Raw genomic sequence first — 15,297 nt, 5'->3', positions numbered from 1 at the left:
CGAAAACGTGGTGCGCCACCTGCCGCTCAACCGCTCCGGGTGACCCGAGGTCACCTCTTGGCGCAATACGCCCAGGGCCCGGTGACGGAACGTCACCGGGCCCTGGGCGTACGCGAAAGGACTTACGCGAGCAGCGCCTCGATCACGCCCGTGTTCGCCTCGCGGAGCTCGGCGAGCGGGAGGGTGAACTGGCCCTGGAGCTCGATGACGTCGCCGTCGACGACGCCGATGCGGGTGGCCGGGAGGCCCCGGACGCCGCACATCTCGGTGAAGCGGAGCTCCTCGCTGCGCGGCACGGAGACGATCGCGCGGCCGGTCGACTCGGAGAAGAGGAACACGAAGGCGTCCAGACCGTCCGGGACGATCAGGCGGATGCCCTGCTCACCCTTGAGCGCACTCTCCACCAGCGCCTGGATCAGGCCGCCGTCGGAGAGGTCGTGCGCCGCGTCGATCATGCCGTCGCGCGAGGCGGCGATCAGGATCTCGGCGAGCAGCTTCTCGCGGTCGAGGTCCAGCTTCGGCGGCAGGCCGCCGAGGTGGTCGTGGGCCACCTGCGCCCACGCCGAACCGCCGAGCTCGTCCTCGGTGGTGCCGAGGAGGTAGACCAGCTGGCCCTCCTCCGCGAACGCCATCGGGGTGCGGCGGGTGACGTCGTCGATCACGCCGAGCACGGCCACGACCGGCGTCGGGTGGATCGCCTCGGTGCCCGTCTGGTTGTAGAGCGAGACGTTGCCGCCGGTGACCGGGGTGCCGAGCTCCAGGCAGCCGTCCGCCAGGCCACGGGTGGCCTCGGCGAACTGCCACATGACCTCCGGGTCCTCCGGGGAGCCGAAGTTGAGGCAGTCGGAGACGGCCAGCGGCTTGGCGCCGGTGGCGGCGACGTTGCGGTAGGCCTCGGCCAGTGCCAGCTGCGATCCGGTGTACGGGTCGAGCTTGGTGTAGCGGCCGTTGCCGTCCGTGGCGATCGCGACGCCCAGGTTGGTGGACTCGTCGACGCGGATCATGCCGGAGTCCTCCGGCATGGCCAGCACGGTGTTGCCGAGCACGAAGCGGTCGTACTGGCTGGTGATCCAGCTCTTGTCGGCCTGGTTGACCGAGCCGACCAGCTGCAGCACGGCCGCGCGCAGCTCGTCGCCGCTCGCCGGACGCGCGAGGCGCTCGGCGGTCGGGGCGTCGGCCTGCAGGGCGTCCTGCCAGCTCGGGCGGTGGTACGGGCGCTCGTAGACCGGGCCGTCGTGGGCGACGGTGCGCGGGTCGACGTCGACGATCTTCTCGCCGTGCCAGAAGATCTCCAGGCGGTCGCCGTCGGTGACCTCACCGATGACGGTCGCGGTGACGTCCCACTTCTCGCAGATGGCGAGGAAGGCGTCGACCTTCTCGGGCTCGACGACCGCGCACATGCGCTCCTGCGACTCGCTCATGAGGATCTCCTCAGGAGTGAGCGTGTTGTCGCGCAGTGGGACGTCGTCCAGGTCACAGCGCATGCCACCGGAGCCGTTGGACGCGAGCTCGCTGGTCGCGCAGGACAGACCGGCCGCGCCGAGGTCCTGGATGCCGACGACGAGCTGCGCCCGGAAGGCCTCCAGGGTGCACTCGATCAGCAGCTTCTCCTGGAACGGGTCGCCGACCTGGACTGCGGGGCGCTTGGTGGGCGTGCCGCCCTCGAAGGTCTCCGAGGCGAGGATCGACGCGCCGCCGATGCCGTCGCCGCCGGTGCGGGCGCCGTAGAGGACGACCTTGTTCCCGGCGCCGGACGCCTTGGCCAGGTGGATGTCCTCGTGCTTCATGACGCCCACGGCCAGCGCGTTGACCAGCGGGTTGCCCTGGTAGCAGGAGTCGAAGACGACCTCGCCGCCGATGTTGGGCAGGCCCAGGCAGTTGCCGTAGCCGCCGATGCCGGCGACGACGCCGGGCAGCACGCGCTTGGTGTCCGGGTGGTCCGGCGCGCCGAAGCGCAGCGGGTCCATCACGGCGACCGGGCGGGCGCCCATGGAGATGATGTCGCGGACGATGCCGCCGACGCCGGTGGCCGCGCCCTGGTAGGGCTCGACGTACGACGGGTGGTTGTGCGACTCGATCTTGAAGGTGACCGCGTAGCCCTGGCCCACGTCGACGACGCCGGCGTTCTCGCCGATGCCGACGAGCATGGCGTCGGACTGCGGGGCCTTCTCGCCGAACTGGCGCAGGTGCACCTTGCTCGACTTGTAGGAGCAGTGCTCGGACCACATCACCGAGTACATGGCCAGCTCGGCGCCGGTGGGACGACGGCCCAGGATCTCCCGGATCCGGAGGTACTCGTCCTCCTTGAGGCCCAGCGCGGCCCAGGGCAGCTCGACGTCGGGCGTCTGCTCAGCGTTCTTAACCGTGTCGAGCGTCATTACGCATTCACCAGCCGCTTGAGGATCGAGGTGAAGAAGCCGGTGCCGTCCGTGCCGCCGGTGCCGACGATCGGGTCGACCGCGTGCTCCGGGTGCGGCATCAGGCCGACGACGTTGCCGGCGGCGTTGGTGATGCCGGCGATGTCGTCGATCGAGCCGTTCGGGTTGCCGTCCAGGTAGCGGAAGACGACCCGGCCCTCGGCCTCGAGCTCGTCGATGGTGCGGCGGTCGGCGGTGAAGCGGCCGTCCATGTTCTTCAGCGGGATCATGATCTCCTGGCCCGGCGCGTAGTCGCTGGTCCAGGCCGTCCCGTTGTTCTCCACCCGCAGCTTCTGGTCCTTGCAGACGAAGTGCAGGTGGTTGTTGCGCAGCATGGCGCCGGGCAGCAGGTGCGACTCGGTCAGCACCTGGAAGCCGTTGCAGATGCCCAGGACCGGCATGCCGCCCCTGGCCTGCTCGATGATCGTCTCCATCACCGGCGAGAAGCGGGAGATGGCACCGGCACGCAGGTAGTCGCCGTAGGAGAAGCCGCCGGGCAGGACCACGGCGTCGACCTGGTGCAGGTCCTTGTCGCGGTGCCACAGCGCGACCGGCTCGGCGCCGGCCAGCTTCACCGCGCGCAGTGCGTCACGGTCGTCGAGACTGCCGGGGAAGGTGACGACGCCGACGCGGGCGGTCACTGGCCCTCCTCGACGTGGACCGTGAAGTCCTCGATGACGGTGTTGGCGAGGAAGGTCTCGGCTGCCTGGTGGATGCGGGCGAGCGCGGCCGCGTCGACCGGACCCTCCACCTCCAGCTCGAAGCGCTTGCCCTGACGGACGTCGGCGATCCCCTCGAAGCCCAGCCGCGGCAGTGCGCGCTGCACCGCCTGGCCCTGCGGGTCGAGGATCTCGGGCTTGAGCATGACGTCGACCACGACGCGTGCCACGGGTACTCCCGGTGATAAGTGGTGCGGGGACTTCCCAGCCTACCGGGACGAAAATGCGATCTTGGAGACTCATCCAGCGTGACGCGCGTAGATCTGCGGATCGTGCGGAGGTTCACACAAAGACCCCACCGCCGGCCTGTCGCCCCGCGGCCGCCGAAGTGCGGCGACACGCCTGCCGAAAATGCACGATTCTGAGGTTTCGCACCGGTATCGGCGCGGTACCGAAACGACACGGAAATAGAGACCGAAAAACCTGCCTCTTCGATTCCGGGGCCCCCGGAGGGCAGAATGGCAACGCCGGTCGCGGCCAGCACCTGCGGTCGCACGGCAAAGCCCGAGAGGATTGGCTTCCATGGCTCAGCGCGTTGTGGTCACGCTCTCCGACGATCTGGACGGAGGCGTCGCCGAGGAAACGGTTCAGTTCGGTCTCGACGGAAAGTCGTACGAGATCGACCTGTCGGCCCAGAACGCGGAAAAACTCCGCTCCGCCCTCGCTCCGTATGTGCAGGCGGGCCGGAAGCAGGCCCGCGCCGCCGCGGCCCTGAAGGCCCACCCGCGCCGGACCGAGATCGCACCCGACCCCGCGACGGTCCGCGCCTGGGCCCAGTCGCGCGGAATCGACCTGCCGGCCCGCGGACGCCTGCCCAAGCACGTCTACGAGGCCTTCGCCCAGGCGAGCTGACGCAATCTCTCCGCGTCCTCGTCTATGACTTTTCGGGGCAATGCGGACATACCGCCCCGCCGTGGTGATCACGGCCCGCGAGATGGGCTAATGTTCTTCTCAGCGGAACGCACCGCAGGCACGAGCCGAAAGGCCAGGTCAGCGGGGCGGCTCTCGCAGGTGTAGCTCAGTAGTAGAGCGTCCCTCTTCCAGAGGGAAGGCACAGCGTGCGATCCCTGTCACCTGCTCTTGTCCGCTCGGTCTCACCAAAAGGGTGGCGAAAGCACTCCTGGCGATGAGGTAGAGTGGACTGCACACCGAGGCCCAAGGGTCCCGGGGCACATGCGGACGTGGCTCAGTTGGTAGAGCATCACCTTGCCAAGGTGAGGGTCGCGAGTTCGAATCTCGTCGTCCGCTCCAATTCGGGAGCACCCCTCTGGCGGTGTTGCCGTTCATATCGTGCGGACGTGGCTCAGTTGGTAGAGCATCACCTTGCCAAGGTGAGGGTCGCGAGTTCGAATCTCGTCGTCCGCTCCACGTGAAGGGCGCCTCTTCGGAGGCGCCCTTCATCGTTTTCCGGTTTCCCGGCACGACGACGGGCTGACGTACGGGCTGAGGGGCGCGGGAAGCGCTGCGCCCCTCAGCCCGTACGACTAGGACCAGGCCAGCCCGGTCAGACGCTCGTAGGCCTCGACGTAGCGGGCCTGGACCCGCTCCACGATCTCCGCGGGCAACGCGGGGGGCGGCGTCTCGCCGGCCGGGTCCCAGCCGGACTCCGGGGACTTCAGCCAGTTGCGGATGATCTGCTTGTCGAAGGAGGGCTGGGTCCGGCCCGGCTCCCACTCGTCCGCGGGCCAGAAGCGGGAGGAGTCCGGCGTCAGCACCTCGTCGCCGATGACCAGCGTCGGCCCTGCCTCGGCGCTCTCGCCGTCCTCGTCGAGGCCGAACTCGAACTTCGTGTCCGCCAGGATGATCCCCCGCTCCCGGGCGATGTCCCGAGCACGGCCGTAGACGGCCAGCGTGGTCTGCCGCAGCTGGGCGGCGGTCTCCGCGCCGACGCGGCGGGCGACCTCCTCGTAGGGGACGTTCTCGTCGTGCTCGCCGACCTCGGCCTTCAGGGCCGGTGTGAAGATCGGGGCGGGCAGCTCCGAGCCGTCGACCAGGCCCTCGGGGAGGGTGATGCCGCAGACCGTGCGCTGCTCGTCGTACTCCAGCAGGCCGGAACCGGTCAGGTAGCCGCGGGCGACGCACTCGACGGGCAGCATGCGCAGGTTGCGGCAGATGAGTGTGCGCCCCTCCCAGTCGGCAGGGGCGCCGGCCGGGACCTCGGTGGAGACGACATGGTTGGGCACCAGGTCGGCCAGACGCTCGAACCACCAGAGCGAGAGCTGGGTGAGGATCTTGCCCTTGTCGGGGATGTCCGTCGGCAGCACCCAGTCGAAAGCGGAGGTGCGGTCACTGGCGACCATCACCAGCAGGCCCGCCTCGTCCCGATAAAGGTCGCGCACCTTTCCTGTGTGCAGGTGGATCAGGCCGGGCACCTGCACCGGCTGGGGCTTCTCGACAAATCCGCTCAAGGTGGTTCCCTCGGACTTCGCGACGTGGCCGTCTTGGGGGCCCCCGGCCGAAGCTGGGGGAGAGTGGTGACCACACCGAGTCTTTCATGAGGCCGTCCGGACGGATTCAGTGCACCTTGCAGATACGATCCAGCAGGTTGGCCGTGGCTCGTTGAATGCGCTCGTCGGTATGTCCCGGGCGGTCCAGCGCCGGGGACCAGGCGAAGGTGCCGCTGGCGAAAACGTGGGCGCCGCTGGGCGCACGGTAGAGCGACGTCTCCTGATGTCGCGGCGCGCCTTTCGCATCCCGGTAGGGCGAGTGCGCGAGCAGGACCCGCTCCGTCGACTCCGGCAGCGGGACCCGGGGGAAGTAGCGGTCCGACTCCCCCGCCACCAGGCCAGGCACCGGGTCGCCGTCACGCAGGCCGGTGCCCTCCCACAGCCAGTGGTCGGTGTTGTGGACGATCATCGGCACCGGCTCCGGCACCCGGCCCGAATACTGGATGCCCAGGAGCTGCTGCTCCGGCTCGCCCAGCTCGCGCCACAGCACGCTCGCCGGGGTGTCGGCCTGGCGCTTGGTGCAGCTGAGCAGCCGGTCGGGCTGGCCGTCGGGGCCGGGATAGAGCTGGACCTGCCAGTACATGGTGTTGGCGGAGAGGAACACGAGCGAGGTGCCGCCGTCGCGGGCTCGCTCGACGGCCCTGCGCATCGGCACGGACCAGTACTCGTCGTGGCCGGGGAAGACGATGCCCCGGTAGCGGGTCGGGTCGATCCGGCCCGCGTGCAGGTCGGTGGCGTTGGCGTAGGCGATGTCGTAGCCGTAGCGCTCGGCCCAGCGGATGAAGTCGTAGGCGTGGCCGATGTGCAGGGGCAGACCCGCGCCCGCGTAGGGGCGGTCGAAGGAGACGGTGGTGGCCGCCGCCTCCTCGCCGAGCAGCTCGCCCTTCTCGTTCCAGGCGTGGTAGAGGCTGGCGCCGGTGCGGCCGTCCTCGGGGTAGAGGTTGTAGGCCTGCCAGGTCACGTCCGGCAGGAGCAGCAGCAGGTCGGCCGCCCGCCCGGCGCGGACGGTGAACGGGATGTGGCTGCGGTACCGGTGGTCGGCCGTGGTCAGCACGGCGACGTGCGCGCCGGGCGTCCAGTGCACGGGGATCTGCAGCCGCCAGGACATCCACCAGTGGTGGCAGGAGACCGTCCGGCCGGCGACCAGCGGGGCCTGCTGGACCAGCCCGGAGACACGCGGACTCGCGGCGACGTGCCGGGCGCCGGCCCCGCCGTAGTGGCCGATGCGGTAGACGTCGACGGTGAACTCCTGCGGCGGGTTCACGCTGACCCTCAGGTCCAGCGAGCCGCCGAGGTCGGTGGCCCCGGCCGCGAATCCCTTGATCTGACCGCCCACGTCCTCGGAGGTGCGCGGCCGCCCGAGAGCGGGCCGGGGGTCCTGTTCCGGTGCCCGCCGGGCGCCCGGCAGCAGCGCCGGGTCGACGTACCAGGGCACCATCAGGCCGGTGTCGTCGAAGTACTGGTCGGTGCCCCGCAGCCACGGCAGCGGGCCGAGGCCGAACGGGTCGGTCACCCCGTGTGCGAGCGCGCCGGACTCCCAACGGCGGGTCTGCTCTGCACCCAATGCCCCCGACCCCCTCCTGGGACTGCCTGCCGGACCTGCCTGCTGACGAGTCGTCACGGTACCGACCGGCTCGGCCTGCGACCGAACTGCCGTCCCGCGCTCCGTCACGGTGCGCGTCCGGAATCTCACCGGACGTGCATCACCATCGTAGGCACTGGCACGTCATCGCAGCAGGGGTCGGTTCGGTCGTTGACGCTCCGTCATGATCGTTCGCTGCCCGCCGTGGCAACCGCTGCTCCGTCACCGCAGCCGCCACCGGGATCCCCCACCCCGGCCACCGGCCCCTCACCGCAGCCGGGCCGGCCGGTCGAACCGGTCCACCGGGATGCCGAACTCCTCCAGCCAGGCGCGCAGCGGCTGTTCGTCGCCGTGCTCGACCGCGAGCGCGATGGGCGCCCCGAGATCCGTGCAGCGGACCCCGTCCACCAGCAGCACCGGCCCGTCCAGCCAGTCCAGCCCTGGCTCGGCTCGGCCCGATGCGACGGCCGCGCGGCAGACCAGCGCGTACAGGCCGTCGCCGAGCGCGTCTCTGCCGGTGCGCACGGCGAGGGCTCCGCGTTGCGCCTGGGCCTGTGCCTCCAGCCGGGCTGCGAGCGTCTCGGCGCCGAGCCGTGCGCCGGGCTCGCGCAGCGTCCGCAGCGCTGCCCCCAGGGCGGCCAGCGGGGCGGTCTCCGGGGGGAGCCGCAGCACGGCGAGCAGCGCGGAGGACTGGTGACGCCACTGGCCCACCACGACCTCGTCCGGGTAGGCGGCCCAGTCCAGCGCCGTCTCACCGCCGGCCGACGGGGGCGCGGCCGGCGGGCCGGCGTAGAAGAGACGGGCGGCCAGCCGCGAGGCGGCCTCGTCGATCCGGCCGGGCTCCTCCAGCAGATCGCAGGCCGGGCGCTCGCCGAGGCGCGTCTCGAAGCCCTCGGCCGCGAGCCGGTCGCGCCGGGAGAGCTCGGTGAGCGCGGAGACCACGCCCGCATTGAGCCTCGTCGGCGTCCGGCCGAGCCGCCAGGCGGGCAGGGCGACCCTGGTCAGCAGCCGGTCCCACCCCGCGTAGGCGAGGCCGACCTGCTCCTGTGCCACGATCCGCTGCCCGTAGTCGACCTGCCGTGCGCGCTCGGACGCCCAGGCCGCGACGGCGCGCTCCATCTCCGCCGCGTGGCCGCGCGAGCGGCGCAGCAGCGACGCCGCGGGTATGGAGGCCCAGGCACCACGCCGCCCCGGGTGCGCGGCGATGACCGCGTCGAGGCCGTGCGTGAAACGCCGGGCCGCGGAGATCTCCGGATCCATCGCGCAGGCCGCGCCGGCCACGACGGGCGCGAGCAGGGCGCGCAGCTCGGCGACGCGCATCCACCACAGGAACGGGGAGCCGACCACCAGCGTCGGCGGCGCGGGCTCGCGCCCGGCGGGCGTGCTCTCGTCCTCGAGCCAGCTGTCGCAGTCCGGCGTGAGCGCGATGGCGCCGGGCGACGGCGCCTCCATCCGCCCCGCGAGGTCCCGCACCAGCCGGTAGAGCTCCGGGGCGTCCCGCTCGGCGAGCGGGACGTTGGGCGTCCGGTGCGGCCGGGCGCGGCGCAGCGCGACGGCGAAGGCGGCGGCCCAGGCGAGCGTCAGCAGGGCCACGCCGGTGACGGCCCAGCGGGCCGCGTCCCAGACCCCGGCGTCCGGCGCCCCGGACGCGCCCAGGCGACCCGTGAACCGGCCCGCCCACAGCACGGCCGCGACGGCCGCCGGCAGGGCGGCCACGGCGAGCGCGAACCCGCGCAGCCGCAGGATCGCCGCGGCGCGGGCGCCGGCGGCGTCCGCGACCGTGTCGACCTCCGAGTCTCCTCGCATGGATCGGTTCACCCCCTGTCGCCTACCGAATCCGACCGCTGTCGAACTTCCGCACTTGTTCAGCCCCTGTCCGGTCCGACGCACGAGCCCCGTCCGGTGTTCCTGCCGAGGTCCGGAACCACTCGGATCGGTGATTCCCCGTGGACCGCAGCTTCCCCCTTGGCAGGTGGCCGCACCCGCGCAGCGCCTGCGCACTCCTGGGACGAGTGCGCCGGTCCTGGGCACGATACGACCGGAGGCCGGGATACGTCAGGTGGATGCCCCCGCCATCACCCGAAGGAATGTGCGGGTACGGCAAACGCTGCGCGAGGGCAGCGAATCTGCTTGGGTCGTGACGATTGAGCCGTGCGGGGTGCGCCCCTCCGCACGGGCGAACGGCTGCCATGGCCGAATGGTGAGAGGTCGAGGTGACCCCGGCCATCACGCAGAGCCCATACCGCGGAGCCGAGTGCGAAGAGCCCGGAGCGAAGAGCTCAGACCGGAGAGCTCAGACCCAAGGGCCCAGAGCGCAGGACCCATAACGCTGAGGGGCGCGGGTCCGTGCGAGTCGCCACCGGTGGTGGCTCGTCGCGCGGCTCCCGCGCCCCTCGGGCGGTGCTGTGTGCGCCCTACTCCGCCTGGGCCGCCTTCAGGGCGATGTCGCCGCGGTGGTGGCTGCCGCGGAGGGTGATCTTGTCGACGGCCGCATAGGCGCGGTCCCGGGCCTGGGTGAGGTCCGAGCCGGTGGCCGTGACGGAGAGGACGCGGCCGCCGGCGCTGAGCACGGTCTCGCCGTCGTCCGCGAGTCGGGTGCCCGCGTGGAGGACGTAGGCCGTGCCGTCCTCGGCCTCCGCCTCGGCGAGGCCGAGGATCGGGTCGCCGGAGACGGGCGCGGCCGGGTAGCCCTCGGAGGCGACGACGACGGTGACCGCCGCACCGTCGCGCCAGCGCAGCTCGGGGAAGTCCGCCAGGTGGCCCGTGGCCGCCGCGTGCAGCAGGCCGCAGAGAGGGGTCCGCAGGCGGGCGAGGACGACCTGCGTCTCCGGGTCGCCGAACCGCGCGTTGAACTCGATCACCCGCACGCCGCGCGACGTGATCGCCAGACCGGCGTAGAGCAGGCCCGAGAAGGGCGTGCCACGGCGCCGCAGCTCGTCGACGGTGGGCTGCAGGACGGTGTCGAGGACCTCCTCGACCAGCTTCGGGTCGGCCCAGGGCAGCGGCGAGTAGGCGCCCATGCCGCCGGTGTTCGGGCCGGCGTCGTCGTCGCCGACGCGCTTGAAGTCCTGCGCAGGTGAAAGCGGCACGACCGTCGTACCGTCGGTGACCGCGAAGAGGGAGACCTCGGGACCGTCGAGGTACTCCTCGATGACCACGCGGTCGCAGGCGGCGGCGTGGTCGACGGCGGCCTGGAGGTCGTCCGTCACGACGACGCCCTTGCCGGCGGCGAGGCCGTCGTCCTTGACGACGTAGGGCGCGCCGAAGGCGTCCAGCGCCTCGGCGACCTCCTCGGGGGTGGTGCAGACGTAGGAGCGCGCGGTGGGGACGCCGGCTGCGGCCATGACGTCCTTGGCGAACGCCTTGCTGCCCTCCAGCTGGGCTGCCTCCGCGCCCGGGCCGAAGACGGGGATGCCGCGCTCGCGCACGGCGTCCGCGACGCCGGCGACGAGGGGGGCCTCCGGGCCGACGACGACGAACTCGGCGCCGAGTTCGACGGCCAGGTCGGCCACGGCTCGGCCGTCGAGCTGGTCGACGGGGTGGACCTGGGCGACCGACGCGATGCCGGCGTTGCCGGGCGCGCAGTGCAGAGAGGTGACTTCGGGATCGAGCGAGAGCGCTCGGCACAGGGCGTGTTCGCGGGCGCCGCCGCCGATGACAAGGACCTTCACGGTTCTAGAGCCTAGTGCCTGCCCCCGGGGAGGGCTTGCGCGGACCACAGGCCGGACCGCAGGGCGGACCACCGGACAGGCCGCGGCCGAGGGCCAGACGCCCGAAACGGATCAGTAACGGCGAATGCCATATTTGGCAACAATTCGACCACAGGTCAGATCGGCTCCCCGGAAGCACCCACCCGTAGGAGTGAGATTTGAATCGGCGGCGGAGGGCCGGAAACGGCCGCCCACTTGCGAAACCCTCACCGTTTCGCACAACAATCCGGCTCGAACCGCCACCACGGTCAGCCATTTGGCGGTAAGAAGTAGCTCTTGGAAGCCAGCAGGGCCGAAGGACCGGCCGAAGGACAGGGAGTTCCACGGTGAGCCAGCCGGAGATGCAGCCCGAGGAGACACCCTGGGGCAAGGAGCCCGGGGCTGAGGACACATCAGCCACGGCCGCTCCGGCCGTGCCCGCGCCCCGCGAGCCGCGCCCGGGGCGCGATCTGAGTGTGCGGCAGTTCCCGCTGGGCGACTGGGGCGAGCCGGCCGAGCGGCTGGAGGAGCTCTACCGCTGGTCCGAGGAGCGCGCGGTCGAGGCCATCGACTGGTACCACCGCGACCGCCGCTGGAAGCGCCGTGGAGCGAGGCTGCTGCGTGTGCTCGCCACCCTGCTCGGCATGGGCGGAGCGGTACTGCCGCTGGTCGCCCTGACCGGCATCTGGAAAGCCGGGCAGGACTGGGGCTACGTGCTGCTGCTGCTCTCCGGGTGCTGCCTGCTGGCCGACCGCGTCTTCGGCCTCACCAGCGGCTGGATGCGGGACGTCTCGACCGCCCAGGCGCTGCAGCGCAGGCTCGAGGCGTTCCAGTTCGACTGGGCCTCGGAGTGCGTGCGCGAGGTGCTCGGCCCGACGGAGGGCACGGCGAGCGAGGCGGCCGAGCGGTGCCTCGGCGTCCTGCGCCGCTTCTGCGAGGACATCTCCGACATGGTCCGCACCGAGACCTCGGAGTGGATGCTCGCGTTCCGCGCCTCGATGACCCAACTCCCGACCCAGGCCGCGGGCGCGTGGGGCGGCCGGGCCGAGGGCACCGGCGCGCAGGTCCGCGTGCTCCCCTCGGTCGGCAGTCGCCCGACCATGCCGCGGCAGCGGCCGCCGGAGTCCCCGCTGCGCTGAGCGCGCGGCACGATCCGCCTGGTCGGCCGTACAGCCACCCACACCCCCGCCAGCCGCCAAGTCGGCTTCGGGGGTGACCTTTTGGGGCCTTCGCCGGGCTGCTGGGCGCGGATGTCCGCAGAGGATGTCCGCGGAGGTTTCTGCGGAGGATGTCCGTGAAGGATGTCCTAGGGGCGGGCGCAGGGAAAGCGGTCTCAGGCGAAGACGATCATCGAGCCCTGGGCCAGGGCCCGCGTCGCGGCCGCGTAGAGGCCGACCCAGGCGTGGCGCTCGCGGGCGTACGGGCCGTCCTGGCCCGGAGGCGGGTAGGCCGGGCCCTCCAACGTGGTCGGGGCGACCGGGCGGACCGGGACCGGGGGCAGCTGGTAGTCGATGCCGATGTGCGGGGCGACTGCCTCCAGCTCCTTGAGGAGCCGCTGCACCGAGCCCAGCGGGCCGCCGGTCGCCAGCAGGGCGTCGTCGACGACGGGAGTCTCGAAGTCCAGCGGGACGTACGCGCCGGCATGGTCGAAGTGCCACACCAGGTGGCTCTGCTCCGCCGTGGCCTCGAACATCTCCAGCAGCTGCTCGTAGTCGCCGCCCAGTTCGTCGACGGGGGTGACGTCCAGGCCGGTCAGCTGGAGCAGGTAGGCACGGCGCAGGAAGTGCAGCGAGTCGTAGTCGAAGGCCGCGACCGGCTCGACGTCGCCGCTCAGGCCGGGCATGTACGGGAAGACCGGGAGCTGCGGCAGGCCCGAGGCGTGCAGCGAGGCGTTGTAGATCGCCAGGTCCTCGGCGAAGGGGTTGTCCGGGCTGAGCACCAGCAGGTCGACCAAGGGGACGAGCCAGATGTCACAAGCCAAGACACTCTCCAGACCAGTGGTGCGCGGCGTGTCGCGCGGGTGCGCAATGGTGTTCCGGGTGATCCACCCTACTGCGTCGCCGCAGGCCGCGGGTCGGCTTCCCGCGGGGGCGGGACCTGGCCCGGCTGCTGCCGGGCCGGGGGCCCGGCGGTCGTCTGCCCCTCGGGCAGAGCACGCCCGCAGAGCGCGGACATCTGTTCCAGGGACTCCTGGTTGTAGGCGAGGAGCATCGCGTGCACGCCGGGCTGGTCGCGGGCCTCGATCAGGTCGACCAGTTCCAGGTGCCGGGCCCAGCAGAAGCTCGCCGCGTCGTCGCGACCGCGCAGGTAGCCGGCCGCGAAGATCCAGTACTGGACCCGGAGCCAGTCCAGATAGTCGCCGATGCGGCGGTTGCCGGCGAACGCACCGAGCTCGGCCCAGAAGCGGCGGTCGCAGCCGACCAGCACGTCGAGCCGGCCCGCGCGGGCGGCGCGGACGGCGGCGTCGGCGCGGCGCCGCAGGGAGGCGACGGCCTCGGCGTCGAGGGCGGAGAGGCGTCCGGTGAGGCGGCGGAAGATGCCGTCGATGACGAGCGAGCGGGCCTCGACGATGTCGACGAAGTCGTCCCAGGTGAAGCGGGGCACGGAGAAGCCGCGGCCGGGGTCGACGACGAGCATGCCCTGCGCGGCCAGGTCCACCAGGGCCTCGCGCACGGGCGTCGCGGAGACGCCGTAGAGCTCGGCGATCTCCTTGACGGTGAAGTGACGACCGGCGGCCAGCCGACCGGCCATCAACTCGTCGCGCAGCGCGCCCGCGACCTGCTCGCGCAGCGAACTGCGCTGGACGACGGGGGACCCGGTGAGGTGCCGGCCGGAGGCGGCGGCGCCGAACGGCATGGCGGATCCTCCACTCCGGTTTCGTCGGGACTGACCGGGTTCCGTCCCAGATTTCAGGATTTGATCCGCATACTGCCGGTCCGATCCCCCCAATGGTAAGGCCCCGCACCCCCCGATCGGAGGGGGTGCGGGGCCTTGAAGGTATAGACCAAGTCAGGCGGTGTGCTGGTCGGTGAAGGTCAGCACCTCGTCGAGGATGGCGAGGCCCTCCTTGACCTCGGTCTCCGAGACGTTGCACGGCGGCACGACGTGGAACCGGTTCATGTTGGTGAACGGCCACAGGCCGCGCTTCTTGCACTCCGCGGCCAGCTCGGCCATCGGCGCGTTGGCGGGGCCCGCCGCGTTGTACGGGGTCAGCGGCTCGCGGGTCTCACGGTTCCGCACCAGCTCGACGGCCCAGAAGACGCCGAGGCCGCGGACCTCGCCGATGGACGGGTGACGCTCGGCCATGGCGCGCAGCTCGGGGCCGATCACCGTCTCGCCGATGTGCTTGGCGTTCTCGACGATGCCCTCCTCGGCCATCGCGTTGAGGGTCGCGACGGCGGAGGCGCAGGCCAGCGGGTGGCCCGAGTAGGTCAGACCGCCCGGGAAGGGGCGCTCCGCGAAGGTCTCGGCGATCTTGCCGCTGATGGCGACACCGCCCAGCGGCACGTAGCCGGAGTTGACGCCCTTGGCAAAGGTCAGCAGGTCCGGGGTGACGCCCCAGTGGTCCGCGGCGAACCACTCACCGGTGCGGCCGAAGCCGGCCATGACCTCGTCCAGGATGAAGACGATCCCGTAGCGGTCGCAGATCTCGCGGACGCCCGCGAGGTAGCCCGCCGGCGGGATCAGGATGCCGGCGGTGCCGACGACGGTCTCCAGGATGATCGCGGCGACGGTCTGCGGACCCTCGAACGCGATGACCTGCTCCAGGTGCGCCAGCGCGCGCTCGCACTCCTGCGCCTCGTTCTCGGCGTGGAAGTTGGAGCGGTAGGGGTACGGACCCCAGAAGTGGACGATGCCGGAGACGCCGGTCTCGTTGGGCCAGCGGCGCGGGTCGCCGGTCAGCGCGATCGCGTTGGCGGTGGCGCCGTGGTACGAGCGGTAGGTGGAGAGCACCTTCTGGCGGCCGGTGTGCAGTCGCGCCATGCGGATGGCGTTCTCGTTGGCCTCGGCGCCGCCGTTGGTGAAGAAGATCTTGTCGAGGTCGCCCGGGGTGCGCTCGGCGATCAGGCGCGCGGCCTCGGAGCGGGCCTCGATGGCGAAGGCCGGCGCGAAGGTGCAGAGCTTGGCGGCCTGCTCCTGGATCGCGGCGACGACCTTCGGGTGCTGGTGCCCGATGTTGGTGTTGACCAGCTGGGAGGAGAAGTCGAGGTACCGCTTGCCCTCGTAGTCCCAGAAGTACGAGCCCTCCGCCCCGGCCACGGCGAGGGGATCGATCAGGGACTGCGCGGACCACGAGTGGAAGACGTGGGCACGGTCGGCAGCCTTGACCGCCTGGCCGGCAACGGGGTCTGGGGAGATCGTCATGTCGGCCAGCGTATTTTCGGACGCGTCGCCCCCGGAACCGACAGCCTGTCTGGCGATCCGGGGGCAGGGCGACAGCCT

Annotated in this window: 12 protein-coding genes and 3 tRNA genes; 5 read left to right on the top strand and 10 right to left on the bottom strand. The window is 71.6% G+C overall.

Translation table 11 applies throughout. From position 1 onward, the window contains the following. Positions 1-122: 122 nt before the first annotated feature. The 3 genes from purL to purS are packed head-to-tail and all read right to left on the bottom strand — an operon-like array spanning position 123 to position 3,306. A complete protein-coding gene (gene purL / locus TR49_RS08420) occupies positions 123-2,378 on the bottom strand; it encodes a phosphoribosylformylglycinamidine synthase subunit PurL (protein ID WP_042378919.1) in 2,256 nt (751 codons plus the stop codon). Further along, on the bottom strand, positions 2,378-3,058 hold the full coding sequence (gene purQ, locus TR49_RS08415) for a phosphoribosylformylglycinamidine synthase subunit PurQ (RefSeq protein WP_042378916.1): 681 nt from the start codon (positions 3,056-3,058) through the stop codon (positions 2,378-2,380). Before purQ ends, purL begins: the two co-directional genes overlap by 1 nt. Further along, on the bottom strand, positions 3,055-3,306 hold the full coding sequence (purS, locus tag TR49_RS08410; protein WP_042378914.1) for a phosphoribosylformylglycinamidine synthase subunit PurS: 252 nt from the start codon (positions 3,304-3,306) through the stop codon (positions 3,055-3,057). Before purS ends, purQ begins: the two co-directional genes overlap by 4 nt. Before the next feature lie 352 nt (positions 3,307-3,658). On the opposite strand from purS, the gene TR49_RS08405 reads away from it, so the two are divergent. The 4 genes from TR49_RS08405 to TR49_RS08390 all read left to right on the top strand — a co-directional run bounded on the left by TR49_RS08405 (position 3,659) and on the right by TR49_RS08390 (position 4,504). Then, entirely contained in the window at positions 3,659-3,988 is a 330-nt protein-coding gene (locus TR49_RS08405) for a histone-like nucleoid-structuring protein Lsr2 (RefSeq protein WP_042378912.1), read from the top strand. 155 nt (positions 3,989-4,143) lie between these two features. Beyond that, positions 4,144-4,215, top strand: a tRNA-Gly gene (locus TR49_RS08400). A 96-nt stretch (positions 4,216-4,311) separates the two neighbouring features. After that, a tRNA-Gly gene (locus TR49_RS08395) sits at positions 4,312-4,387 on the top strand. Between the two features lie 41 nt (positions 4,388-4,428). Continuing rightward, positions 4,429-4,504 (top strand) — tRNA-Gly (locus TR49_RS08390). Positions 4,505-4,620: 116 nt separating this feature from the next. Here TR49_RS08390 and TR49_RS08385 read toward each other — a convergent pair. From TR49_RS08385 to purD, 4 genes are all read right to left on the bottom strand, one after another. Then, entirely contained in the window at positions 4,621-5,544 is a 924-nt protein-coding gene (locus TR49_RS08385) for a phosphoribosylaminoimidazolesuccinocarboxamide synthase (RefSeq protein ID WP_042378910.1), read from the bottom strand. A gap of 106 nt (positions 5,545-5,650) precedes the next feature. Next, entirely contained in the window at positions 5,651-7,147 is a 1,497-nt protein-coding gene (locus TR49_RS08380; protein WP_042378908.1) for a N,N-dimethylformamidase beta subunit family domain-containing protein, read from the bottom strand. A 285-nt stretch (positions 7,148-7,432) separates the two neighbouring features. After that, positions 7,433-8,971, bottom strand: a complete 1,539-nt coding sequence (locus tag TR49_RS08375) for a hypothetical protein (RefSeq protein WP_042378907.1) — start codon at positions 8,969-8,971, stop codon at positions 7,433-7,435. 608 nt (positions 8,972-9,579) lie between these two features. Then, a complete protein-coding gene (gene purD / locus TR49_RS08370; RefSeq protein WP_042378905.1) occupies positions 9,580-10,836 on the bottom strand; it encodes a phosphoribosylamine--glycine ligase in 1,257 nt (418 codons plus the stop codon). A 365-nt stretch (positions 10,837-11,201) separates the two neighbouring features. Here purD and TR49_RS08365 point away from each other — a divergent pair, with 365 nt between their 5' ends. Next, positions 11,202-11,993: an SLATT domain-containing protein gene (locus tag TR49_RS08365; RefSeq protein WP_042378903.1), complete on the top strand. Its 792-nt coding sequence runs from the start codon at positions 11,202-11,204 to the stop codon at positions 11,991-11,993. A gap of 194 nt (positions 11,994-12,187) precedes the next feature. Here TR49_RS08365 and TR49_RS44450 read toward each other — a convergent pair whose 3' ends face one another. From TR49_RS44450 to TR49_RS08350, 3 genes are all read right to left on the bottom strand, one after another. Further along, entirely contained in the window at positions 12,188-12,835 is a 648-nt protein-coding gene (locus TR49_RS44450) for a putative DNA-mimic protein (RefSeq protein WP_042378900.1), read from the bottom strand. A gap of 68 nt (positions 12,836-12,903) precedes the next feature. After that, positions 12,904-13,710: a GntR family transcriptional regulator gene (locus TR49_RS08355; RefSeq protein WP_063770044.1), complete on the bottom strand. Its 807-nt coding sequence runs from the start codon at positions 13,708-13,710 to the stop codon at positions 12,904-12,906. 153 nt (positions 13,711-13,863) lie between these two features. Then, positions 13,864-15,219, bottom strand: coding sequence for an aspartate aminotransferase family protein (locus tag TR49_RS08350; RefSeq protein WP_042378898.1), 1,356 nt, complete (start codon positions 15,217-15,219; stop codon positions 13,864-13,866). Between the last annotated feature and the right edge of the window lie 78 nt (positions 15,220-15,297).

This window comes from Streptacidiphilus melanogenes (assembly GCF_000787835.1).
In the GTDB taxonomy this organism is placed as follows: domain Bacteria; phylum Actinomycetota; class Actinomycetes; order Streptomycetales; family Streptomycetaceae; genus Streptacidiphilus; species Streptacidiphilus melanogenes.
This window is presented reverse-complemented; position numbering and strand designations above follow the sequence as displayed.